The sequence below is a fragment of the Paenibacillus sabuli genome (genome assembly GCF_014705605.1).
GTDB classification, from domain to species: domain Bacteria; phylum Bacillota; class Bacilli; order Paenibacillales; family Paenibacillaceae; genus Paenibacillus_D; species Paenibacillus_D sabuli.
Genome location: NZ_JACXIZ010000041.1, coordinates 1 through 24,789, shown reverse-complemented (window position 1 = coordinate 24,789; position 24,789 = coordinate 1). Strand labels below are relative to the sequence as shown.

The window sequence follows — 24,789 nt, the reverse complement described above, 5'->3', positions numbered from 1 at the left end:
CCGCTTTTACAGTCACGGAGGGAACTAACGTTGTCCAATGAACTAGACTTGCGCGATTACGTTCGCATACTGCGCAAGCGGATGAGGCTCATACTCGTTATTGTGCTGCTGTCCACACTTGCCGCCACGATCTACAGCATGTTCTTGCAGGAGCCGGTATACCAAGCCTCGACCAAAATCATCGTCAATCGCTCGGCAGCCGACGTGATTGCCCAGCCATTGGACCTGAACCAAATCAACACGAACATCCGCATGATCGAGACGTACAAGGAAATCATCAAGACGCCGGCGATCATGGATCTGGTCGTCGCCGAGCATCCGGAATTCGCCCTGACCGCCGAAGAATTGATCGCACGCATCGGCGTCAGTGCGGTCAATGACACGCAGGTGATGACGCTCAGCATCCAGGACGCCGACTATCGCAGGGCGGCCGAGATGGTCAATGCCGTCTCGGTCATCTTCCAGCAGGAGATCCCGAAGCTGTTCAACATCGAGAATGTGTCCATCCTCAATCAGGCCAAGCTGGAGCTGACGCCCGAGCCAGTGTCGCCGAATGTGCCGCTCAATGTGGCGATCGGCTTCGTCGTCTCGCTGATGATCGCGGTCGGCCTCGCCTTCTTGCTGGAGTATATGGACGACACGCTCAAGACTGAGCAGGACGTGGAGCAACTGCTCGGTCTGCCGATCATGGGCATGATCACGCGCGTGGACGATGCGGACAAGCAGGAAGCGGCCCAGGAAGTCCCGACATCCTATACGAAAGCGGGGGAGCTCGAACGTGTCTCGGTCAAATAAGCGTCATCTGGTCACTGTCGCCAATCCCAAGTCGCCGATCGCCGAGTCGTATCGCGCGCTCCGCACGAATGTGGACTATTCGGCCATCGACGACGACATGCAGCTCGTCATGGTCACCTCGGCGGGCGTCGGAGAAGGCAAGTCGACCACCATCGCCAACCTCGCCGTGACGTATGCGCAGATGGATCGCCGCGTCGTACTGGTCGACGCCGATATGCGCAAGCCGACCGAGCACTATACCTTCGGACTCAGCAACATCGTCGGCCTCTCGTCGGTCATCGCCCAGCAGGCGGAGCTCGATCAAGTGCTGCAGCCTACGAGCGTGCCGAATCTGACCGTGCTCACGTCCGGTCCGGTCCCGCCCAATCCGTCGGAGATGCTCGGCTCGAGGCGCATGGACGCGCTGCTGCAGGAGCTGCGCGGCCGCTTCGATATGGTGCTGCTCGATACGCCGCCGCTGCTGGCCGTGACGGACGCGCAGATCCTGGCGACCAAGAGCGACGGCGTACTGCTGGTGATCGACTACGGCAAGGTGAAGCGGGAGATCGCACTGCAGGCCAAGGCGAGTCTGGACAAGGTGCGGGCTCGCATTCTCGGGGTCGTCATGAACAACGTCAAGCGCAATGCCAAGGACAATTATTACTATTATTATGGATCGGGCGACATACCGCGATAGACGCCGGGGCGGTCGATCCATCGATTAACTGGGGGCTGTCATGGGGACCAAATCGAAACTGCTCGGGTTATTCATACTGGATATTGCCATCATCTGGTTCAGTATCGGAACCTCCTACTGGCTGCGTTACGGGGAAGCGACGTTCCGGTCGGAGCTGCAGCCGTTCCTGGTGTATTCGGCAGTTTCGATGGTCCTGTGCGGCGCCGCCATGATCTATTATCGGCTCTATCATCGGATGTGGCAGTATGCCAGCATCAGCGAGATGCTGGCGATCGCCAAGGCCGTCGGCATCGGCTGGCTCGGCTCCTACTTCGTCGCCTCGGTCCTGCTCGGCGTCTCGGTGCCGCTCGGGATAGCGGTGCGGACGCTGGAGACGACGCTGCTGCTCTCCGGCGGCATACGCTTCCTCTGGCGTCTCGTGCGCATGCATACGCGCGGCCGCGCCAATGCCAAGAAGTCGCCGGTGCTCATTATCGGCGCCGGCGACTGCGGCGCGCTGATCGCCAAGGAGCTGCTTAGCCCGTCCTTTGCAAACTGGAGACTCGTCGGCTTCGTCGACGACGATCCGGCCAAGCAGCGGATGCAGGTGTACGGCCTGCCGGTGGTCGGCGACCGGACCGCATTGTCTGCGCTTGTCGCCAAGCATGCCGTCGAGGAGCTCATTATCGCGATGCCGTCCGCGCCCAAGAAGGCGATCTCCGAGCTGATCGAGCTCGGCCTCAGCACCGGGGCCAAGGTCAAGATGATCCCCGCGCTGAGCGATCTCATCTCGGGCAAGGTGTCGGTCAAGGCGATCCGCGACGTCAGCGTCGAGGACCTGCTCGGCCGCGATCCGGTGCAGACCGATATGGCGGGCATCGCCAGCTATGTCGCGGGCAAGACCGTGCTCGTCACCGGCGCGGGCGGCTCGATCGGCTCGGAGCTGTGCCGGCAGATCGGCGCCTTCCGTCCGGATCGGCTGCTCCTGCTCGGGCACGGGGAGAACAGCATCTATACGATCGAGATGGAGCTGCGCAGCCGCTTCGCGTGGCTGGAGCTGGAGACGATCATCGCGGATATCCAGGATCGGGAGCGGATTGACACGGTATTCCGGCAGCACCGGCCGGAGGTCGTGTTCCACGCGGCGGCGCACAAGCACGTCCCGCTGATGGAGCGCAACCCCGGCGAAGCGGTCAAAAACAATGTGCTCGGCACCAAGAACGTCGCCGACGGCGCGGACAAGTACGGCGCGGAGCGATTCGTCATGATCTCCTCGGACAAGGCGGTCAATCCGACCAGTCTGATGGGCGCCACCAAGCGCATCGCCGAGATGTACGTGCAGGGGCTGAGCCAGATGAGCGGCACCAAGTTCGTCGCCGTGCGCTTCGGCAACGTGCTCGGCAGCCGCGGCAGCGTCATCCCGATGTTCAAGCAGCAGATCGCCCGCGGCGGACCGGTCACGGTCACCCATCCGGAGATGGTGCGCTACTTCATGACCATCCCCGAGGCGGTGCAGCTCGTCATCCAGGCGGGCTCGCTCGCCCGAGGCGGCGAGATCTTCGTGCTCGACATGGGCGAGCCGGTCAACATTCTCAAGCTGGCCGAGGATCTGATCCGGCTCTCCGGCTATGATCCGTACCTCGACATCCCGATCCACTTCACCGGCATCCGGGAGGGCGAGAAGCTGTATGAGGAGCTGCTGACCCGCGACGAGGCGGTGAGCTCGACCCAGCACGAGCGCATCTATATCGGAAGGCTGGAGCGCATCGATCACGACGCGCTCGACCTGGAGCTGGCGCGGCTCAAGCTGATCCTGCCGGAAGGCGAGGAGCGCGTGCGCGCCGCAGTGGCGGCAATCGTGCCGCTGATGGAGCAAGTGGAGCCGGTGATGGCGGCCGCTCCGGAGACTGCGGCGAAGGGTGCCGCCAAGGTGGCGGATGCGGGCAAGCAGCGGGCAGGGCTAACAAGAAGGGACGTGGGAGTCTCATGAGCGAATACGTCATCGAAGCGCGGCCGCGCCGCAAGATGAAGCGCTGGAAAAAAATCATGCTGTGGTCACTGTCCATCCTGCTCGTGCTGGGGATCGGTGGCCTTTTTGCTGCAAATTATGTCATCAACCGCTTCCTTGAGAGTATGGTCGCCGATATCGCCGTCGTAGAGACTGCCGGCGCGCAAGACGAGACGACGACCCCCGGCGACGGGGCCGAAGTCGGAGCCGGCGAGGATGGCGGGGGCGTGGATGCTGCGGACGGCGACGCGGATGCAGCCGGGCAAGAAGGCGACAGCGGCGCGGAAGGCGCAGGCGATGCGGACGGTACGACCGGCGGCGCGAATGGGCCATCCTCCGGCACCGGCGGCGACACCCCGAGCACTGACGGGGCGGCAGATGCACAGCCGCCGCAGGAGGATCTGGACGGCTACGCCGCCGAGATCAGCACCGACAAGGCCGAGCATGTGCAGAACAGCGTAACCGTCGGCGACAAGACGAAGGTCGCATCCATCGTCCTGAGCCAGCTCAGCCTCGAGGACATGAAGCGCCTGCAGGAGCTGGCGAGCGGGGGCTTGACGATTGAGGAGAAGAAGGAAGCGCGAGCGCTCTTCCTGGAGAAGCTGACCCCGGAGCAATACGACGAGATCATCGCCGTCGCCGAGAAGCATGGGCTTAGTACGGGGAAAACCTATGAGGAGCAGGCCTCCAAAGAGTGAGACTGGAATGCAACTCAAATGGGAGTGATTGTTGCAGCATGTATTTAATACTCAAACGATGTGGAGATGTGGTGCTTTCATTACTGGGTTTGCTTTTGTTATCGCCAGTATTTTTATTTCTAATTATCGCAATAAAAGTCGATTCCAAGGGCCCGGTATTGTTCAGGCAGAAACGTATCGGAATCCATAAAACACATTTTGAAATGTTGAAGTTTCGAACAATGAAAATCGATACGCCTCGGGATATGCCGACGCATCTGCTAGCCAATCCGGAGCAATACATCACTAGGGCAGGAAAATGGCTACGCAAGTCTAGTTTAGACGAGCTGCCACAGATCTGGAATATCTTCGTCGGACATATGAGTGTTGTTGGACCGAGACCGGCACTCTGGAATCAAAATGATTTGCTTGAGGCCCGCGACCGATATGGGGCAAATGCGATTTTACCCGGCCTTACCGGATGGGCGCAAATTAATGGGCGGGATGAGCTGGAGATTGAGGAAAAAGCCCGATTGGATGGTGAGTATGTGAAAAGCATTGGTATTGTAATGGATATGAAGTGCTTCACTGGAACCATTGTGAGCGTGCTAAAACGGGATGGAATCGTCGAGGGCGGGAACCACCAAACGAAGCCTGGCGAGGAGTCTATTGCCAAATGACACCTACAACGAACGAGCCAGTTAAGATTTTAATAACAGCTCAAAACAGTTACATCGGCAATAATTTTTCGAATTGGGTAAAGGATAAACCACAGTTCGAAACAGCTTATTTTTCATGCCGCGATGAGAAGTGGGTGGAAACTGATTTTTCAAAGTACGATGTGATTCTGCATGTTGCTGGTATTGCACACATTGAAGCCAAAGCGAATCAGGAGTCTTTGTATTACAAGGTTAATCGCGATTTGACGATACAACTGGCGCAAAAAGCAAAGCGAGAAGGCGTTAAGCAATTCATTTTTTTGAGCAGCATGATTGTTTTTGGCGAAAGCAATCGAAAGAATGGTAACATTGTTATCACGAGAAACACACAACCTAGTCCGAGCGGTTTTTATGGGGATAGCAAGTTGCAAGCTGAGCAAGGCATACTGCCATTGCACAGTGAGCATTTCAAAGTAGCTATTATCCGTCCTCCCATGGTCTATGGTAGAAATTCCAAAGGGAATTTCCCCAAACTGGCGGCGCTTGCAACTAAATTGCCGATCTTTCCTAAGATTGAGAATCAACGAAGTATGCTCTACATCGAGAATTTGTGTGCATTCATACAGTGCTTGATCGATCATCAGGAGCATGGAATCTTTCATCCTCAAAATGAGGAGTACGTAAACACGACAGAACTCGTGGGCTTGATTGCTCGCGTTCAGAATAAAAAAATGATTTTTATAAAGGCGTTTAATCCACTTGTAAAGCTTTTTTCAAAAAGAATGGACCGGCTAAACAAATTGTTTGGAACCTATAAATATTCAAAAGAAATGTCGGCCTATAGGAAGAATTACTGGGTTTACAGTTTCAAAGAGTCAATATGGCTGACCGAGCGAGGTCAATAAAGTAAACAATACATTATTTTTAAAAAGAAAAATTAAAGAGGAGAATTCATGAAACCTAATTTAACGGTTTTAATGAGCGTTTATAATGATTCTAAGTATTTAAAAGATAGCATTGAAAGCATTCTAAGTCAAAGTTATGGTGATTTCGATTTTTTAATTTTTGATGATGCATCAAATGATGGTAGCACTGATATATTAAAATATTATGCCAAAAAAGATAAAAGAATACAACTAATTATCAATCCAATGAGACAGGGACTGAGTGCAAACCTTGCCAAGGGCGTTGAACTTATTGGTTCGACATGGATTGCAAGAATGGACTCGGATGATATAGCTTTCAAAAGAAGGCTCGAGAAACAAATGGGTTTTGTAGAATTAAACCCAGATGTGGATGTTTTCGGAGGATACGCAATTGATATAAACGAATTTGGAGAGAAAAATGAACTAAGAAAAGTACCTACTGATCACAGTAAAATTGTAAAGTTAATTTGGACATGTCCAATAATCCATCCGACAGTTTTATTCAAACGGTCTTCGATTATAAGGGCTGGCTCCTATGACGCTAAACTGAACAGGCGCCAAGACTACGATTTGTGGTTTAGAAGTTGTGCTGCAGGTTTGAAATTTGCAAACCTTGATGTTCCATTAATATATTATAGATTTACTGAGGAATATTATAAAAAAAATAATTTTAAAGTGCAATTGGGGCAAGCTAAAATGGGTTTTAAAGGGGCTAGATTAGTCAAGGCTTCTCCCTTAGCCTACTTTGGTATAACTTTAGCCTTCATTAAGGGGATATTACCCAGTTATATTCGGCGGCCAGTTTCTAAACTAATAAATAGAGTGGATCCAAGGCGAAGTTGACGGAGGTGCATGGTTTGAGAGCTTTTATTATTGATAATTTAGTCTTTGGTGGAGCGGAAAGACAAGCAACTTATCTAATTAATAATCAAGATATATTTGACGAAATTTTCCTTCTAGAAGGAGTTAAGAAATATAAGCTAACAACAAGTAAACCAATTAATGAATTTAGTGAAAATATGTTGAAGATCTATAAACGACCTTATGGAGATATACAGTTTGCAAAAAAACTTGAATCGAAATTCAATTCCCAGGACCTTGTTGTTTCTTTTCTTGAACGAAGCAACATTATTAATATAAGATCTTCATTTAAGACTGGTCATAGAGCAATTATTTCTATAAGGAATTTTATGTCCGAAAGGTATCGACACCCCAAATATACATTTAGAAAGATTTTGATTAAAAAATATTATCCCAAAGCTGATTTAATTATTACAAATTCACACCAGTCCAAGCTTGATTTAATTCAAAATTTCTCTATTCCGGAACATAAAATAAAAGTAATTTATAACATAATTGACCTAGAAAAGATTAATTTTTTGAAAAATGAAAAATTACCCTTAGAACATCAGGAATTATTTCAAAGCCCAATTATTTTAAATATTGGTTCTTTAACTACCCAAAAAGCTCAATTACAATTGATTGAGGCTTATAGCAAGTTTAAAGAGCGCAACTCCGAATATAAGCTTGTAATAATTGGAGAAGGTCCTCAAAGAGAGCGCCTATCCAATTATATTTCAAAGCTACGGCTCGAGAAAAATGTGATATTAATTGGGAATGTGGATAATCCCTTTAAATATTTAAAATTTTCTCGAATATTTGTACTAAATTCTAATTACGAAGGCTTCCCAAATGTACTATTAGAATCACTAGCAGTCGGAATTCCAATAATATCAAAAAATTGTAAATCGGGACCTAAGGAACTGTTGGAGGTTTGTGATTACGATAACTCAGACATTTTGCTTACTAAATATGGGTATCTGTTTCCTAGACTTTCAGACAGTAAAGGTGATTATAATAAAGAAGTGAATTTTCTTAATACTTGCCTGAATAACATGGTGAAATTAATCGACAGTGAAAGGAAGAATTCGGATTTTAAAGGAAATTGTTTAAAAAGAGGAAGTGAATTTTCGAAAGATATTATAATCCCTGAATGGGAAAATATGATAAAAATACAGGAATCACAAAAAGGAATCTTTTAATGAAAATAAACAAAGAAAAGTTACCAATATATTATTTTCTGATAACCTACATAACAACTGTTCTATCGACGAGAACTTTATCTATTTTGGATAATTTCATTTTTATAATATGGATAATTCCATTTATTTTTTGGATGGTTTGTTTGATCAGCACATGGGAAATCGACAAACGAAGGGCAACATTGTGGTCAAAACAAACAAAGATTTTTAATATCTACATATTAATTCTTCTAATTATCATGGTAATTACAAATATTGTTTCTTTAGATCCTCTATATTCAATCTTTAGTGGACTATTTGTAATATTGCTCTTTGGTGCCATGTTTCATATAGTTGGTTCATTTATATCTCGTGCGGATCAAAATTTACAATACAAAAAACAAATCACTGTACATTTATTGTTCATATTAGTTGTATCGCTAGTAGGTAATTTAATTATTCCACATTGGAATTGGGATAGTACATGGAGAATGTCTGGAGGAATAGGGCCTACAATGATGGCTTTGTTATCCATGTTCTGTTTTGTTTGGTTTATGGATTTAAGAATTGATCGGTTATTTATTAAGTATAGTGTGGTAGGAGTATTACTATCAGTAGTAATCCTTTTTTGGACTATGTCCCGAGGAAGAATTATTAGTTTTCTTATACTTATATTTTATATTGCTATATGTTATTTAATAGTTATGCTTAACCCAAAATTAAAATATACTTTTAACAGAAAAAAATCATTATTTTACAGTTTTTCCACTTGTTTTTTTATATTATCACTTTTAGTAGTGGTGTATTATTTAGCAGATAATGATCAAATTATTAGCAGATTATTAACTTCAATTGGTGAAAGAGAGCGAGCTTGGGAAATATTAATTGAAGGTTTTAAATCTAATATATGGTTAGGCTCGTATGGATGGTGGAATGCTAATGAGGTAATAAAAGAGTATTCTTTTTACGATTTTAGTATTGCTAATTCTTCTCACAATCACTATTTAAGGGTGCTATCCGAGGTTGGTTTATTAGGCTTATTGGCTATATGTATACTGCCAGCTGCTTTAATAATCCTTTCATTGAAAAAGGCTTTGTTTAAATCAAATCTTGAGAAAACCCAAAGGAAAAAACTTATTTTGTATAGTGGGGCACTCTTTTCGTTCTTTGTTTCTCAGTTAGTTGAAGATCAATATTTAAATGGAATTGGGAATTTCCAAACAGGTCTTTTTGCTTGGCTCACTGCACTTACTTATTACGTTCTCAAAAAAAATGATGTAGATTCAAATGAAAAACAAACGTAAAGAACTCAATTAAGTTACTTGGAGGATTAAATGAAGGTAAAATGTGTTTTTTTTATTTTTTCTTTAAAAGGCGGAGGAGCTGAGAGAACAGTTGTTAATATCATTAACAATCTTGACAAAACTAAATTTGAAATTACATTAATACTCGGATCAAATAATAATAATGAATATATGCACTTAATTAGTGATGATATTAAAATTAAGAAACTCAATGCTACTAAGCTTAGAAACTGCTTTTTTAAATTAATGAAGACAATTCATCTTGAGAAACCTGACATTATGTTTTCAACTTTAGTTGATAACAATATAATGCTTTTAACAACAAAACTATTGGGTCGCATTAAGGCTCCAGCTATTGTGAGAGAAGCAAACAATAGAACTGAGTCAAAACAAGTTAGTATTGTAAATAGGCTGCTTACATACATGTTGTATAATTTATGTGCTTCGAAAGTTGTGGCTTTGTCAAATGGAGTAAAAGATGATCTGATTAATAATTTCTGTATTTTAGAAAATAAAATTAATGTTATTTATAATCCCGTTGAAGTTTTAAAAATTAAAGAGTTGAGCAAAGAAGTTTTAACAGAATTTGATATTACTGGAGACTTCAAGGTGATTATCGCAATAGGAAGGTTAGTAGAACAAAAAGACTATTACACATTACTGAAGTCATTCAGTCAAGTTTTGGAGTCAGAACGAGCAATATTGCTTATATTAGGAAAAGGACCTATGGAAAAACAATTAATAGATCTAACAGTTAGTCTAGGCGTGAATAATCATGTTGTTTTTTTGGGTTTTAAAAGAAATCCGTATAAATATTTGAAAAGAGCCGATATTTTTATTTTAAGCTCAAAATGGGAAGGTTTTGGTCATGTAATAGTAGAAGCAATGGCTGTAGGAGTACCGGTTATATCAACCAATTGTAAATCTGGTCCGTCAGAAATCATCGGAAATAATGAATTCGGACTGCTTGTACCTGTACAATCACCCGATATTTTAGCTGAAAAGATAATTTTTTTATTGAAGAGTAAGAAAAAAAGAGAAGATTTTGTGGTAAAGGGACTGAGAAGAGCAGAACATTTTGAAGCAAAAAAAATTGTTTTAGAATATGAAAATTTATTTGCTGAAGTAACAAAAAAAGATTAGATTTACACTATTGTATTGGGAGTTTGAATATATGGAAAAAGTTTTGTTTGTTATAAAAAATTCCATGTTAACTAGAGGGATGAATACTGGGTTAGAAAATTTGGCTTGGGGCTTGTCTGAACGCGGCATAGAAGTTCATATATTAAGTGGAGGAGTTCTACCGAAAAAATGCAATTATACAGTACCTAAAAATGTATATTATTATTTTTCTGGTAAAAATGGAGAGAATCCAATCAATTTCATGGGTTTATTTTCAGAAATAATTGATAAAAATAAATTTAAAGTGGTTATTGGATGGATAATTAATATTTCTCCTTTAATTTCAATTGCGAGTAGACAGAATATTGTTTTTATTTCAAATCAAGGACAAATAGCACCTAAAATACTTTATGTAAATTTTTTGAAAAAAATTTTATTGAGAAAAATTCCAGTATTGGACGCAATCAAGTTATTACTATTGGTACATAATTATGCTTCAAAATTAGATAAAATTATATCTATTTCAAGTGCGGTTCAGTCCTCATGCATAGAGACTTATAAACTCGACTTGAGTAAATGTGAAATCATTCCAAGGGGCGTTGATACGAATAAGTACAGTTTCGAAGGTAGGAAAGCACAAAATGAAAAATTCATTGTGCTTTATGCAGGAAATATTCAACCGACTAAAGGTATAAACGATCTGGTTAATTCTTTGAAATTCATTGATAAATCTGTAAAAATAGTTCTTTGTGGAAATGGAAACATTAGATACATTAATAAACTAGCATCAAAGGTTGCTAGATATAATAAGGGACACGAGTTAGAGTTTACTGGTCCGTTAAAACAAGAACAACTAATAACTCAATTTAAGAATTGTGATTTTTTCGTCTTCCCTTCCCATTCTGAGGGATTAGGAAAGGCTTTAATTGAAGCGATGTCATGCGGTTGTCCTGTTATATGTTCAGATATCTCTCCCTTCACTGAGATTGTAACTCAGAATTATAGTGGGTTAATAGCTAAGAAAAAGTCCCCAAAAAGTTTGGGAGAAGCAATAAATACTTATATTGCAGATAATGAATTAAGAATACAATGCGGTCTATATGGACGTGAAGTTGTGGAAAAAAATTTTTCGAAAGAATTAGAAATCGAAAAATGGTATGCTCTTATAAATAGTTTTAGAATATAGATGAGGAGCCTTTAGAAAGAATGAAGATAAATAATACTTTTTTGCGAGGTGTAATCTTCGTTGCAGGTGGAACTGCGTTTGCTCAAATAATTAATACTCTAGCTACCCCAATAGTTACAAGAATCTATACTCCAGAAGAATACGGTGTTTTGACAATATTCACAACAGTGCTAGGTTTATTAGCCTTTGGAGGTTATAAATTAGAAATGGGAATTCCCATTTCTAATTCTGACAAAAACGCAGCAAATGTTACTTTTTTAAGTATGTTTGCATTATTTACACATGCAATATTGCTATTAATTCTATTTATCTTATGGCATGATGAATTATTAGTGTTTTTTAAGATAGAACCTCTAGATCATTATATTTATTTACTCCCTTTGGGCGTTGCTTTATTAGGCCTATATCAGATATTTAAACAGTGGGCATATAGAAATAAAGATTTCAAAATTATCGCTAAAACTACCATTAAACAAAGCGTAGTAGGGAGTATATCAAATATTATTTTGGGGCTATCTGGATTAGGTGTAGCAGGATTAATATTTGGAAATATTCTAAAAGAAAGTTTAGGTGCATATAACATTGCAAAAAAATATTTTTCAAGTTATTTCTTCAAATTAAAATATATTAAATGGACGGAGATTTTATCTTCCTTCATTAGATTCAAGGATTTTCCACTTTATAATTTTCCTGCACATATTCTTAATAGTCTATCAATCAAGGTTCCAATTCTTTTCTTGTCAATAATATATGGCCCTCAAGTTGTCGGTTACTTTGGGCTAGCAAGTACAGTTGTTAGAATACCATTAAGATTAATTGGTACTTCGGTTGGAGATGTTTTTTATTCTGAGGCTGCAAGTATTGGAAGATCAGACCCATCAAAACTAAAAAATTTATCCCAATTACTAATGAGAAAATTAATATTTGCTGGTTCTATTCCTGTACTTGTATTAATATTTTTTGCTCCAGAACTCTTTAGTCTCGTCTTTGGTAGCCAGTGGAGTAAAGCAGGGGTATTTGCTAGTATATGCGCAATAATGATATTTTTTACATTAATTTTTGCTCCTTTGAGTAGAATATATGAAATTTTTGAGAAGCAAAAATTAAAAATTCTAATTGACATTTTAAAAAGCATTGCTATTGCCATTTTATTTTTGGCTGCTTGGTTAATGCAGTTTGATGAGTATTTAACTATATTTATGTATTCTATATTAATGTCTATATATCAACTTACTTTGTATTTCTTTGCACAAAAAATATTGGGTGAGAAAATAAAGGAAATTAATAGAGATGGGGAACTATAAAAATGGATTTGTTTAAGGAAATATTAGAAAAAAGAGAACGAATCTCAGTTATTGGCCTAGGATACGTGGGACTACCTCTTGCATATGCCTTTTCAAAAAAAGTTAATGTAATTGGATTTGACTTAGATGAAAAAAAAATCAATTCTTATAAAAAAGGAGTAGATCCAACAAAGGAAGTTGGAAATACTAAACTTATGAGTTCGAAAATATCATTCACTTCAGATGCTTCTCTTTTGCGAGAAGCTAAGTTTCATATTGTTGCTGTTCCTACTCCAATTAATATAGATAAAACACCCAACCTAACACCTGTTGAAAAAGCTAGTTCTATTGTTGGGAAAAACTTGGTGAAAAATTCGATTGTTGTTTATGAATCAACAGTTTACCCAGGAGTCACGGAGGATATTTGTATTCCTATATTAGAGCGTGAATCAGGATTGAAATGCGGAGTAGATTTTCAAGTAGGCTACTCTCCTGAGAGAATAAATCCAGGTGACACTGTTCATACTCTAGAGAATATTATTAAAATCGTGTCAAGTACTGATGAACTGTGCACTGAAACTATAAGTAAAATTTACGGTTTGATTATTAGAGCAGGTGTTTACATAGCAAGTTCAATAAAGGTGGCTGAAGCTGCCAAAGTAGTTGAAAATAGTCAGAGAGACATTAATATTGCATTTATGAATGAATTAGCAATGGTGTTCGATAAGATGGGGATTGATACTAAAGAAGTTATAGATGCCATGAACACAAAGTGGAACGCACTCAGATATTACCCGGGATTAGTAGGGGGACACTGTATTGGTGTTGACCCATACTATTTTATATATCAAGCTGAGCGTTTAGGTTATCATAGTCAAATAATTTTATCTGGAAGAAAAATAAATGATGGGATGAGTAAATTCATAGCAGACTCAATTTTAAAACAATTAATTTTAGCTGGAAAGATTGTTAATAAAACCAGAGTAGCTATATTAGGTATTACATTTAAAGAGAATTGTCCGGATATACGAAATACTCGAGTTATTGATATTATATCAACGTTAGAAGAGTACGGAATTAAAATTATGGTATCAGACCCTAGAGCAAATAAAGAAGAAGTAAAAGAGAAATTAAAGATTGATTTAGTTGAACTTCGAGAAATTAAAAACGTAGATTGTATTGTTATAGCTGTAGGGCATTATGATTATAAAAACTTGAAATGCAGTGATTTCAAGTCGTTTTTTAAAGAAGAAAATGATAAAAGTGAAAAAATTATTATTGATGTTAAGAGTATATATGACAAGGAAAAATATACTGATGAGGGCTTTACATACTGGAGACTTTAAAAAGAGGGATGAAGAATGACAAATCTAGCAGTAGCCGGAACCGGCTATGTCGGCCTTGTGGCAGGCGTGTGTTTTGCCGAGATGGGGCACCACGTCACCTGCGTTGACATTGATGAAGATAAAGTGAATCTACTACGCGACGGCATATCTCCCATATACGAGACCGGTCTCGAAGAGCTGATGCGCAAAAATTACGCTGCGGGCCGGATCCAGTATACGACCGACTATCAAGCTGCTTATCGCGCGGCTGATGCGATCTTCATTGGCGTCGGCACCCCGGAGCAGCCGGATGGCTCGGCCAATCTGTCCTATATCGCCACTGTCGCCCGGCAGATCGCCGAGTCCATCGAGCAGGATTGTCTGGTCGTCGTGAAGTCGACGGTGCCGGTCGGCACGAACGACAAGGTCGAGCAATTCATTCGCGACTTCCTCGTACACGATGTGAAGGTGGAGGTAGCCTCGAATCCCGAGTTCCTGGCGCAAGGCTCGGCCGTCCATGATACGCTCCATGCCGAGCGCATCATTATCGGAACGGAAAGCGCATGGGCCGAGGAGCTGCTGCGACGCATCTACGCGCCGTTTCAGCTGCCGATTGTCGCGGTGAACCGCCGTTCCGCAGAGATGATCAAGTATGCGTCGAATGATTTCCTCGCGCTGAAGATCTCCTACATGAACGATATCGCCAATCTGTGCGAGCTGGTCGGCGCGGACATTCAGGATGTGGCGCAGGGCATGGGCTACGATCCCCGCATCGGCAATCAGTTCTTGAACGCGGGAATCGGCTTCGGCGGCTCCTGCTTTCCCAAGGATACGAAGGCCTTGGCCAATCTGGCCAGTCAGCACGGCTACGAGCTGCGCACGGTGCAATCGGCGATCCGCGTCAACGCGGATCAGAAGACGATGCTTTACAAGAAGGCGAGCAAGCGCCTGATTACGTTCAACGGCCTCAAGGTGGCGGTGCTCGGTCTGACCTTCAAGCCCGGCACCGACGATCTGCGCGAGGCGGCTTCGCTGGAAAATGTGCCGCTCCTGCTGGAGCAAGGCGCGGAGGTGCATGCGTATGATCCCGTCGGCGCAGCCAACTTTGCGCGGCTGTATCCGGAAGGCGCGCATGGCAAGGGCAGCATTCGTTATGTGTCCGACCCCGAGGAAGCGCTCACGGAGGCGAATGTCTGCTTCATTCTGACGGAGTGGGGAGAGATCCGGCAGCTGGCTCCGGAAGCCTATCACCGGCTGATGCGGACGCCGCTGGTCTACGACGGCCGCAATCTGTATGAGGTGGCGCAGATGCGAGATGCGAACGTGGAGTACCATTCGATTGGCCGGGAGCCCTCCCTGCGAAGCCGCGTAAAGGAGTCGAAGATCCTTGGCTAATCCGAGCGTATCCGAAGACGGCGTTTATCTCATTACCGGTGCAGCCGGATTTATCGGCTCCTTCTTGTCCAAGCGATTATTGGAGCAGGGCTGCCGTGTCATCGGTGTAGACAATCTGAACGATTACTACGATGTCGGCTTGAAGCAAGCACGGCTGGACATGCTCCATCCTTATGACAACTTCGCGTTCGCCCATGTGGATGTTGCGGACAAGGCGTCGTTGACGGACGTGTTCGCTGCCCATCGCCCCCGGGTGGTGATCCACCTGGCGGCGCAAGCCGGTGTGCGGTATTCGATTGAGAATCCCGATGTCTACATTCAGACCAACCTGATCGGATTTTTTAATCTGCTGGAAGCGTGTCGGCATTACCCGGTCGAGCACTTGCTGTATGCTTCCTCCAGCTCGGTATACGGAGCGAACAAGAAGGTGCCGTTTGAGGAGACGGATTTTGTCGATCATCCGGTCTCCCTCTATGCCGCCACCAAAAAATCGAACGAGCTGATGGCCCATACGTATAGCCATTTGTACAACATCCCTGCGACGGGGCTGCGTTTTTTTACGGTATATGGCCCGATGGGCCGTCCGGACATGGCGTATTTCGGGTTCGCCGACAGTTATTTTGCGGGCAAGCCGATTCGGATTTTCAACAACGGCGATTTTGAACACGATCTGTATCGCGATTTTACATACATCGAAGACATCGTGACCGGTATCGAGCGCCTGATCGGGCGCCCTCCGGCCGAGCAGCCGCGGCACAAGGTGTACAATATTGGCAACAACCGACCCGAGAAGCTGATGACCTTCATCGAAGCCTTGGAACGCGCCTTGTCCAAGGCGATGGGGCAAGGTGTAACGTTCGAGAAAATATTCGAGCCGCTCAAGCCCGGCGACGTTCCGGCCACCTATGCCTCGACTGCGCACTTGCAGGAGGCGATCGGCTTTAAGCCGGAGACGCCGATCGAGGTCGGGCTCCAGCATTTCGCGGATTGGTATGTGGCCTATTACGGCCGCAAGTCGTAATCTGCATAAAGGCCGGCGTGGCAATCGAATACGCGCGGACGAACGCGGCCCGTTGGAGGCTGCAAGAAAGGACGACCGCCTATGCGCACAAGCTTGAAATGGCTGCTGGTCGTGCTGGCGATGGGGCTGATCTTCATGCTGTCGCATCAGCCGGCGTCGACCTCCCGCGAGCTGAGCGACGGCTTCTCCCGGGCCATCGCGTCCGTGCTGGGCTGGGTGGCGCCGGATGCAAGCTGGGATACGCGCAGTCTGAACCATATCGTGCGCAAGAATGCGCACTTCTTCATCTATCTGGGCATGGGCTTCGTCGCGATGCTGGCGCTGCGCAGTCTCCGTATCCGGCTCTGGCGCTCGGCAGGCTTGGCGCTGCTGCTATGCGTGCTGTACGCGGTGGCGGACGAGGTGCATCAGATGTTCGTGCCCGGGCGGGGCGCACAGGTGCGGGACGTGCTGATCGACAGCGCCGGCGCATCGCTCGGCGTCGGCTTGTACGCCTTGGGCAGTCGGCTCCGCAGGCGCAGGGGACCCAAGGACGCGCCCGATTCGGGTAATCGATGACGCGGAGCGTGACCAGTGTGAGCAAGCGAGAGGAACAGGAAGGAGCTGAATGCCATGAAGCATTCCACTACCCGACAACCGCAGCCATGGCGCAAGCGTATCCTGTGGGGGGCCATCGGGCTGGTGCTGTTCGCCGGGCTGGTCGTCGGAGGCAGCTATTGGTACGCGAGCTCGCTCACGCCGGAGCAGGCGCGGGACAGGCTGGGCCTGGATGAAGAGGCGCCCGCGGTGGCGCAGCAGTCTGGCGATGAGCAATCGAGTCCGGAAGGAACGGGCGAGGGCGGCACAGCTGGGGGAGACGGTACTGACGGCGAAGACGGGGGCGGCTCCGTGCCTCCGCCGGATCGCGCCGCGTCTACGGACGATGCCGGGGATGGGGCGCCGAATTCTCCAGTCTCGTCGGATGGGGCGAGCGGCGAAGGGCGCATCGACGGTCATCCGGACGAGACGCAATCCCCTGCGGATGCGGGCGGCTCTGCCGATGACGATGCGGCGGGCGAATCGCCTGCTACTGGCGAATCGTCCGCAGGAGGAGGAGCAGGCGACACCCCGTCTGCGCCGTCGGACCCGTCTGCCGATCCGTCGGACGCGCCATCGGACACGCCTCCCGCTGTCGGTGGGCAGACCGAGACGGACGACGGGGACGCTGCCGCCAAGGCGGAGCTGGACGCGCGCTATACCGGGCGTCTGCAGGAGCTGCAGCGCGCTTGCGCCAGCCAGTCCGATGCGCTGGTCAATCAGATCCTGGGCGAGCTCGGGAGCGGCGGCGAGCTGCAGCAGATTCAGCAAGCTTATCTCGGCAAGGTGGCCGAGGCGGAAGCGGAATGCGACGCTTCGTTCCAGGGGATCCTCCAGGACGCCCGCGCGGACTACCGCGACGCGGGACTGTCCGCAGGCAGCATGCCCGACTGGAGCGCCAGCTACGAATCGGCCAAGGCGGCCGCGCAGGCCGAAGCGCTCGGACGCATTCTCTCGGAGCTGTCGGCCGGCGGCGAAGGCTAGTAGTTGACGAAGATCAGATCGCGAAAGGGTGGAGGACAGATGAGGAAGAAATGGCTCGGTCTTGTGCTTGGCACAGCCCTGCTGAGCGGGGCGGTGGCTCCTACTGCTGGTGCCGCGGGCGAAGGCCGCGAGGCGATTCAGGTGCAGTCGCGCTACGTCAGCATGCACTTCGACGGGGCGCGCGTGTCGCTGCCCAATGGACAATATGCCTTCATTCACAAAGGCACGACGTATATTCCGCTGCGCCTGGCGGCCAATGCGCTGCAAAAGCAGGTCACCTGGACGTCGTCGACCCGCACGGTCACGCTCTCGGAGCCGACGCCTGCGCAGCGCGAGGAGCTGCGCGAGTGGCTGGGACACGCTGCGCAGACGGAGCCGCAACCGTACCCGGTGGAGACGTTGACCGCGGCGCCGTCGTCCGTGAACCTGGTCGTGCTCGGCGAATCGGTGACGCTGCCGGCGAGCACGCCGATCTACAATGTGGACGGCTTCACCTATGTGCCGCTGCGCTTCCTCTCGGAGGCGGTCGGCGCCCGCATCGGCTGGGATAATCAGGCCAAGGCGCTCACGGCCGAGTCGCCGGCCTATCTCGCACGGCTGGAGCAGCCTGACCCGTCGGTGCAGCCGGACGAGTCGGGCACTGACGGGGAGGCGCCTGACGGCGAAGCGCCTCAGTCCGTGCCTGCGCCGACGCCTGGCGGGCCGGGCGGCAATCCGATCCTTCCCGGTCCTGCTCCCGGCGGCGGGGATGACGACACAGACGACGATGAAGCGCAGCGGATCAAGCAAGCGGCCTACGACGAGCTGGACGCGCTGCGCTCCGCCTGCAAGTCGGCGGCCTTGGCGCTCGGGGTGCAATATTTGAGCGCCGACAGCGCCGAGCGCGAGCGCTTGCTGGCCGAGGGCCAGGACGAGGTGGCGGCGTGCACGGCCGACTTCGAACGCATCATGGCCAGTGCCGCAGACGAGCTCGAAGCGATCGGCCACAGCGCGGCGATCCTCGATGCGTTCCGCGACGAGTTCGAGGCGGAGTTGGAGGCGGGACGCGAGCTGGTGGAGCAGCTTGCGGGCTGAGCGGAGAATTTATCATAATATTCAGCCAACTCCGTCTTTTTTTGCTATAATAAGGTCAAGAAGTGCGGGAGGCTTGCAGCATGCCAATCGACCATGATCGTTTGTTCAAGGAACTGATCCAGACGTTTTTTGAAGAGTTCATGCTTTTGTTTTTTCCCGAAGCGCATGCGTCTATTGATTTCACGGAATCTGTTTTTTTATCCGAGGAAGTATTTACGGATGTGACCTCCGGGGATAAGCGGCGGGTCGACCTCTTGGTTCAAACGAAGCTGAAAGGCGAGGACGGGCTTATCATCGTCCACATCGAGCCGCAAGCGTATGTCCAGGCCAGCTTTGAAGAGCGGATGTTTGTCTATTTCAGCCGATTATACGAGAAGTACCGCCGCCGGATTGTGCCGATCGCCATCTTCAGCTACGAGCCAAAGCGGGAGGAGTCGGACGAATTCCGGCTTGGCTTTCCGTTCCTGGACGTGCTGCGATTTCGCTTCTTCAAGCTGGAGTTAAACCAGAAAAACTGGAAAGAATATGTACAACAAGATAATCCGGTCGCTTGTGCGCTTTTGAGCAAAATGGGGTATCGGCCGGAAGAAAGAGTTCAGGTCAAGTTCGAATTTTTGCGCATGATGGTGAGACTTGAACTGGACCCTGCCCGACAAGCGCTGATCGCCGGCTTTTTTGAAACCTACTTTGGCTGGGACGAGACGGAAGAGAAGCAACTTCAAGCACATATGCACGAGCTGCATCCCCGAGAGGAGGCCCGAATCATGGAATTGAAAACGTATTGGGCAAAAGAGGCGGAAGAGAAAGGCAAGCTGAAATGGAAAGCAGAAGGTAAAGCAGAAGGTAAAGCAGAAGGTAAAGCAGAAGGCAAAGCCGAATTTATCTGCCGGTTTCTTGCGGCGCAATATGGCGAGCCATCGAAGGGCCTTCAACAGAAGGTGATGGCGGTCAGACGGCTGGAACATTTGGAGCAGATCGTCGACGAAATCTTCAAGGTGAACAGCCTGAACGCGGCGGAAGCGGTGATTGAGCGAATTCTCCAGGAGTAGCGGGTATTCCAGGCACATGTAATGGGTCTAACGAGCAAGAGCCGTCTCAAGGTTATCGGGATCGGCTCTTTTTTTGTCCTACCCCTTGACCTTGACGCTGCGTCAACCCGGTATACTGTGAATTGTCAGGAGGGATACACGATGGAATACACCGTGCAAAAGCTCGCGCGGCTTGCAGGTGTCAGCGCCCGCACCCTGCGGTACTACGACGAAATTGGCTTGCTGAAGCCGGCCAGGGTCAATTCGTCGGGCTACCGGATCTATGGGCCCGAGGAGGTCGATCTGCTGCAGCAGATTCGGTTCTACTGCGAGCTCGGGGTGAAGCTGGAGGATGTGAGGGCGATCCTCGCTTCGCCGGAGCATGACGCGCTGGGCGCGCTGCGGTCGCACCGCGAGCATCTCCTGAACGAACGCAGACAGCTGGACGCGCTGATTCGCAATCTCGAACGGACGCTGGCCGTCAAGGAAGGAAGAGGGAGCATGACCGACGATCAGAAATTCGAAGGCTTCAAGAAAAAGATGGTAGAGGACAATGAGGCGCAATACGGGGGCGAGACGCGTTCCCGCTATGGCGACGAGGTCGTGGAGCAAGCTAACGCCAAGCTGCTCGGCATGACGAAGGCGCAACACGAGGAGCAGGAACGCTTGACGGAGGAGCTGTATACTACGCTGGCGGAGGCCGTCCGGACGGGCGACCCGGCCAGCGAGCAGGCGCAGCGCGCGGCCGAGCTGCACAAGCAGTGGCTGAGCTTCTATTGGCCGACGTATACGAAGGAAGCCCATGCGGGCGTGGCGCAAATGTACGTCGACGATCCGCGCTTCACGGCGCACTACGACGCCAAGCAGCCGGGGACGGCGGTCTTCCTGCGCGATGCGGTGCGCATCTTCACGAGCACCTGAGTGGATGGCCCATTGGCATAAGCGCGCCCCTTTGTATGAACAGGTTGGCTCTTTTTAATCGAGCAGGCCAGGCAAACGCCTGGCCTGCTCGATTGCGTCACTGTGACTCAATCGGGAGGAGAGCTGCAGCTAGGAAGATTGCGCCTCCAGCCAATTTCACGCCGCTTAGAATACTGCCTGTGCCTGCGTGAAGGTAGACGGACTGGTGAGGGGATGACGGTGGGCGGTCTAGTGAGGTGATGGTAGTCGGACTGGCGGGGTGATGGTAGGAGATGATGGCGCTAGCGGCTGCCGCAACCGTTAGCCGTAGAAGGTATGAGAGGGGAGGATCGTTTCTCCAAAGGAGGGGCGTTTCGCAGTCCATAGTCCATCTCGACGCTCGTCTGCCGCTCAATCGTCCGCCGTCGCCTACCCGTCCGTCGCAGGAGGTCCATCGGATGGCGATGTCCCCGCGGCGGCCGCGTCCACGGGCTCGGCTGTCACCCGCTCCTCCGAAGGGGTGGACGGACGCAGGCTGCCCGGCGCGGCGCCTGTCCAGCGGCGGAACTGTCGCGAGAAGTGCTGCGGCGAGCCGAAGCCGAGACGCGTCGCGATTGCGCCTACGGGCAGGGTCGTGCTGATTAGCAGCTCCCTGGCCTTCGCAAGCTTGTGCTCGCTCACGTATTGCCGAGGGGAAATGCCGTACACGCTTCGAAACACCTTCGCCATCCGGTCTTCGCTGATGCCGAGCCCACTGGCGACGTCCTTGATGGTTCCGCTCCGCTGAACCAACTGTCCGAGCTGCTCCTCGATCTGCTGCGCTAGCTCGGTCCGGTAGGGGCTCGCTCCCTCCCGCGCTAGCGCCGGCTGCGTGGACGACTCCGATCCGAGCGCCTCCGTCAGCTCGCGGATGAGCAGCAAGACATGCGCCTGCAGCGCCAGCCGCCCCGTGACCGACAGCCGCGTGTGAATGCCCCGGGCCGTTATTTCGAACTTGAGAGCTTGGGCGCTTTCCTCGGTCTGTGCGTGCGCTCCATTCGTCGCAGCATCTTCCTCCTTCGCGCTGGGGACTGTCTTTCTTCTGTCGTCCGGCTTAGCTGCCGAGTCACCCCCCGCAATGTTCCAGCCGGGGGGCAGCAGACGCTCGATCTGCGCCGCGCATTCGTCCAGTCGGCCGGCGGCCGGCTCAGTGGCCTCGATATAGATACGCCCTGGAGTGTAGAGCCTGGCGCGCAGCTCCTGATCGTCGATATCGAAGTGCAAGTGAAAGAACGTGTACGCCCCATCGCCCGAGTGAAAAAATTCGTGCCCGACGCCGGGCCGAATGCAGGCCCAGTCGCCAGCTCTCATAAGGCGGGAGCGTCTGCCGACGCGAGCGACAACCTCGCCTTCGCGGCAGGCAAAGAGCTCGAACATCCGATTGCGGTGACGCTTGTAGCCGACGCCCGCCGGGCGGCTGCCAAAGACGCAGCTGTGCAACAGCAGGGTGTGGTTCAGCTTGTCAAAGGTATAACGCACTTCCGTCATAAGCTCGTCTCTCTCCCTTCCCTCCAACGCCTTTTGTCTTTATTAACCTTTTTATGCAGTATACCATAGTTGTTGATGGAGATTTTCCGAAAATGGTTAAAAAATGACCTGCTTTGACAGCTTGAGCTGGAGCTTTCTCCGCGCTAGGCTAAGTATAGTAAGAAGATAGTCTAAAAAGGAGGAGCAGGCAATGGAACGCATGCATACGGAGGTCCTGGTCGCCGGGGGCGGGACCGCAGGCATGATCGCGGCATTGGCGGCTGCGGAGGAAGGCGCGGGCGTCATTCTGCTGGAGCAAGACCACGCGCTTGGCGGGACGGGAACGCGAGCGGGCATCCATCACTATTACCACGGCTCCGGCGGCGGCATGCAAGAGCAGGTGGACCGCTTCGTAAGGGAGCGGCAAGCGCGGCTGGGCGGCAAGGTGCGCGGCTTCCACCCGGAAGGCCGCAGAGCGGCGCTGACCGAGCTGGCGGAGGAAGCGGGCGTCGTCGTCCGGGGCGGCGCGATCGTCGCCGAGGTGCGTGTGGTGGACGGGCGCGTGACAGGCGTCGTGGCCGAGACGGAAGAAGGTCCGCTCGAGATCGAAGCCCGGGTCGTCATCGACGCCACCGGCGACGGGGATGTCGCCGCGCTGGCGGGCGCTGCCTATACGCTCGGCCGCGAGCGGGACGGCGCCCTCCATACGTACTCGTATATTCCGCGCTATGTGGATGAGCACGGCGTGCTGCGCTATGTTAATTTCGATGCGGGATGGACCGATCCGACCGATGTGCGCGAATTCTCGCGGGCGCATCGCGACGGGCGCCGATACGCGTGGCTGCCGGATGAGGATGCGCGCTCCCGCCATTACCTCGACCTCAGTCCGATGATCGGCATACGCGAAGGCCGGCTTATCGAGGGGGATTATCGGCTGACGCATGCCGATTTTGCCTTTGACCGGCGCTTCCCGGATGTCGTGCTGACCTGTTTATCTCACTATGACAATCATGCTTTCGATTATGCCAACGAGAGTGATTCGGCCCAGCTCTGGGTATCGATCTGCGGTCTGTTCAAGCAGCCGATCGGCGGAGATGTGCCGTATCGCTGTTTTTTGCCGCGCAGCGTGGACGGGCTGCTCGTCGGCTGCCGCGCGCTGTCGGTCGATCATGATGCGGGAATTGCACTGCGCATGCAACGCGATATGTACAAAGTCGGAGAGGTCGCCGGTGTAGCCGCTGCGTTGAGCGTCCGACTCGGAGTGATGCCGCGCACCCTCAATGTCACGCGTCTGCAGGAGCGCTTGGTGGCGCGCGGCGTGCTCGCTACGGACAATCTGACGCGAGCATCCCGACCGCGTGCGGTCCCAGGCGGCAGGAAGCGTGACCAGCCGCTCACCGAACCGACGCTCGGCGATCCGGAGCGCATCGCCGAGCTGATCGAGGCGCTGGGCGGTCCGGACAGCGGCGCGGCTCTGTGGTGGCTCGCACATGCTCCTGCCGAGCCAGTGTGTGGCGCAACAGCGGCCGAATGCGCAGCAGCCGAGCCAGGGAGTCGCCGCCGTCGGGCGCTCGGTCTGGCGCTTGCCTTGCACGGTCATGCCGACGGCCTCGCCGTCTGCGCGGACCTCGTGCGCCGTCGCGACGACGAGCTGACCGCAGATCGCCGCTACAACAAAGGGGCGCCTTATTGGGTGGCTGCGCTGATCGCTATGACGCGCGTCCGCTCTGCGGCCGCCGCATCCGAGCTGCCGACCCTATTGGCGGAGACGGTCGTCAGCACGGATCTGTTGTATGTGCTGCGCTACGGCCTCGCCATTGCAACACAGCTCGATTCCGAGGCGCAGGCGTCGCTGCGAAGCGCGCTCGGCGCGATGCTGGCGCGACCGGAGCTCGGCGAGGACTACCGGCTGTGGGGTGAGCATACCTCGACGGCGGCGAGCTCGCTGCGCTGGAGTCTCGAGCTGACGGCCGGCGAGCTGCTGCAGGTGCTAGGCGTCGACGGCGAGGCAATCGCTGCACGGTATGTACGCGACCCGAGACGGCATGCGCGCAGGGCGGCGAGCCTCAGCCTTGCCCGGATGCAGCGGCACGTCGTTGGCGAAGCAGAGCGCCATGCAGCGGAGCGCCATGATGCGAATCATGCCGCCGCGCCGGACGGAGCGCCTTGCCTGGCCCACTACGACACCATCGTCGTGGGCGGCGGAGTGACGGGGTGCGCGGCCGCTGCGGCGCTGGCGCGTGGGGGCGGCCGCGTCGCGCTGGTGGAGCGCGGCGCGATGCTCGGCTGGGAGCTCACGCGGGCGCGCCGCATGTTCGTCGACCTGCCCGCGCTGGCGAGCGGC

The 24,789-nt window shown here is 50.6% G+C and carries 22 protein-coding genes; 21 read left to right on the top strand and 1 reads right to left on the bottom strand.

Going from position 1 to position 24,789, the window contains the following annotated elements:
• Window positions 1–30 precede the first annotated feature (30 nt).
• From IDH44_RS20435 to IDH44_RS20340, 20 genes are all read left to right on the top strand, one after another.
• A complete protein-coding gene (locus IDH44_RS20435; protein WP_190920675.1) occupies window positions 31–795 on the top strand; it encodes a YveK family protein in 765 nt (254 codons plus the stop codon).
• Entirely contained in the window at window positions 779–1,471 is a 693-nt protein-coding gene (locus IDH44_RS20430) for a CpsD/CapB family tyrosine-protein kinase (protein ID WP_190920674.1), read from the top strand. Before IDH44_RS20435 ends, IDH44_RS20430 begins: the two co-directional genes overlap by 17 nt.
• A 40-nt stretch (window positions 1,472–1,511) precedes the next feature.
• Window positions 1,512–3,440, top strand: coding sequence for a polysaccharide biosynthesis protein (locus IDH44_RS20425; protein ID WP_190920673.1), 1,929 nt, complete (start codon window positions 1,512–1,514; stop codon window positions 3,438–3,440).
• Window positions 3,437–4,156 carry a hypothetical protein gene (locus IDH44_RS20420; RefSeq protein WP_190920672.1) on the top strand — a complete coding sequence of 240 codons (720 nt, stop codon included), beginning with the start codon at window positions 3,437–3,439 and terminating at the stop codon, window positions 4,154–4,156. The genes IDH44_RS20425 and IDH44_RS20420 overlap by 4 nt, the downstream gene beginning before the upstream one ends.
• Window positions 4,157–4,194: 38 nt before the next feature.
• Window positions 4,195–4,815: a sugar transferase gene (locus tag IDH44_RS20415; RefSeq protein ID WP_190920671.1), complete on the top strand. Its 621-nt coding sequence runs from the start codon at window positions 4,195–4,197 to the stop codon at window positions 4,813–4,815.
• Window positions 4,812–5,699, top strand: coding sequence for an NAD-dependent epimerase/dehydratase family protein (locus IDH44_RS20410; RefSeq protein ID WP_190920670.1), 888 nt, complete (start codon window positions 4,812–4,814; stop codon window positions 5,697–5,699). Before IDH44_RS20415 ends, IDH44_RS20410 begins: the two co-directional genes overlap by 4 nt.
• A gap of 48 nt (window positions 5,700–5,747) precedes the next feature.
• Complete coding sequence (locus IDH44_RS20405) at window positions 5,748–6,563, top strand: glycosyltransferase (protein WP_190920669.1); 816 nt, start codon at window positions 5,748–5,750, stop codon at window positions 6,561–6,563.
• Window positions 6,564–6,577: 14 nt separating this feature from the next.
• On the top strand, window positions 6,578–7,762 hold the full coding sequence (locus IDH44_RS20400; RefSeq protein WP_190920668.1) for a glycosyltransferase: 1,185 nt from the start codon (window positions 6,578–6,580) through the stop codon (window positions 7,760–7,762).
• Window positions 7,763–7,905: 143 nt separating this feature from the next.
• Window positions 7,906–9,045, top strand: coding sequence for an O-antigen ligase family protein (locus IDH44_RS20395; RefSeq protein WP_190920667.1), 1,140 nt, complete (start codon window positions 7,906–7,908; stop codon window positions 9,043–9,045).
• 30 nt (window positions 9,046–9,075) lie between these two features.
• Window positions 9,076–10,188, top strand: coding sequence for a glycosyltransferase (locus IDH44_RS20390; protein WP_190920666.1), 1,113 nt, complete (start codon window positions 9,076–9,078; stop codon window positions 10,186–10,188).
• A 31-nt stretch (window positions 10,189–10,219) separates the two neighbouring features.
• Window positions 10,220–11,353, top strand: coding sequence for a glycosyltransferase family 4 protein (locus IDH44_RS20385; RefSeq protein ID WP_190920665.1), 1,134 nt, complete (start codon window positions 10,220–10,222; stop codon window positions 11,351–11,353).
• A gap of 20 nt (window positions 11,354–11,373) precedes the next feature.
• On the top strand, window positions 11,374–12,657 hold the full coding sequence (locus IDH44_RS20380) for an oligosaccharide flippase family protein (protein WP_190920664.1): 1,284 nt from the start codon (window positions 11,374–11,376) through the stop codon (window positions 12,655–12,657).
• 2 nt (window positions 12,658–12,659) lie between these two features.
• Complete coding sequence (locus IDH44_RS20375; protein WP_190920663.1) at window positions 12,660–13,982, top strand: nucleotide sugar dehydrogenase; 1,323 nt, start codon at window positions 12,660–12,662, stop codon at window positions 13,980–13,982.
• Between the two features lie 15 nt (window positions 13,983–13,997).
• A complete protein-coding gene (locus tag IDH44_RS20370; protein ID WP_190920662.1) occupies window positions 13,998–15,356 on the top strand; it encodes a UDP-glucose dehydrogenase family protein in 1,359 nt (452 codons plus the stop codon).
• On the top strand, window positions 15,349–16,377 hold the full coding sequence (locus IDH44_RS20365) for an SDR family NAD(P)-dependent oxidoreductase (RefSeq protein ID WP_190920661.1): 1,029 nt from the start codon (window positions 15,349–15,351) through the stop codon (window positions 16,375–16,377). Before IDH44_RS20370 ends, IDH44_RS20365 begins: the two co-directional genes overlap by 8 nt.
• A gap of 81 nt (window positions 16,378–16,458) precedes the next feature.
• Window positions 16,459–16,935, top strand: a complete 477-nt coding sequence (locus tag IDH44_RS20360) for a VanZ family protein (protein WP_190920660.1) — start codon at window positions 16,459–16,461, stop codon at window positions 16,933–16,935.
• Between the two features lie 54 nt (window positions 16,936–16,989).
• A complete protein-coding gene (locus IDH44_RS20355) occupies window positions 16,990–17,937 on the top strand; it encodes a hypothetical protein (protein ID WP_190920659.1) in 948 nt (315 codons plus the stop codon).
• Window positions 17,938–17,976: 39 nt separating this feature from the next.
• On the top strand, window positions 17,977–19,011 hold the full coding sequence (locus IDH44_RS20350; RefSeq protein ID WP_190920658.1) for a copper amine oxidase N-terminal domain-containing protein: 1,035 nt from the start codon (window positions 17,977–17,979) through the stop codon (window positions 19,009–19,011).
• 80 nt (window positions 19,012–19,091) lie between these two features.
• On the top strand, window positions 19,092–20,060 hold the full coding sequence (locus IDH44_RS20345) for an RpnC/YadD family protein (protein WP_190920657.1): 969 nt from the start codon (window positions 19,092–19,094) through the stop codon (window positions 20,058–20,060).
• Window positions 20,061–20,201: 141 nt separating this feature from the next.
• Window positions 20,202–20,960, top strand: a complete 759-nt coding sequence (locus tag IDH44_RS20340; protein WP_190920656.1) for a MerR family transcriptional regulator — start codon at window positions 20,202–20,204, stop codon at window positions 20,958–20,960.
• A gap of 408 nt (window positions 20,961–21,368) precedes the next feature.
• Here the strand turns inward: IDH44_RS20340 and IDH44_RS20335 are convergent, their stop codons facing one another.
• Entirely contained in the window at window positions 21,369–22,466 is a 1,098-nt protein-coding gene (locus IDH44_RS20335; RefSeq protein ID WP_190920655.1) for an AraC family transcriptional regulator, read from the bottom strand.
• Window positions 22,467–22,656: 190 nt separating this feature from the next.
• Between IDH44_RS20335 and IDH44_RS20330 the strand changes: the two genes are divergently transcribed.
• On the top strand, window positions 22,657–24,789 hold a 2,133-nt coding region (locus IDH44_RS20330), incomplete at its 3' end, for an FAD-dependent oxidoreductase (protein ID WP_190920654.1).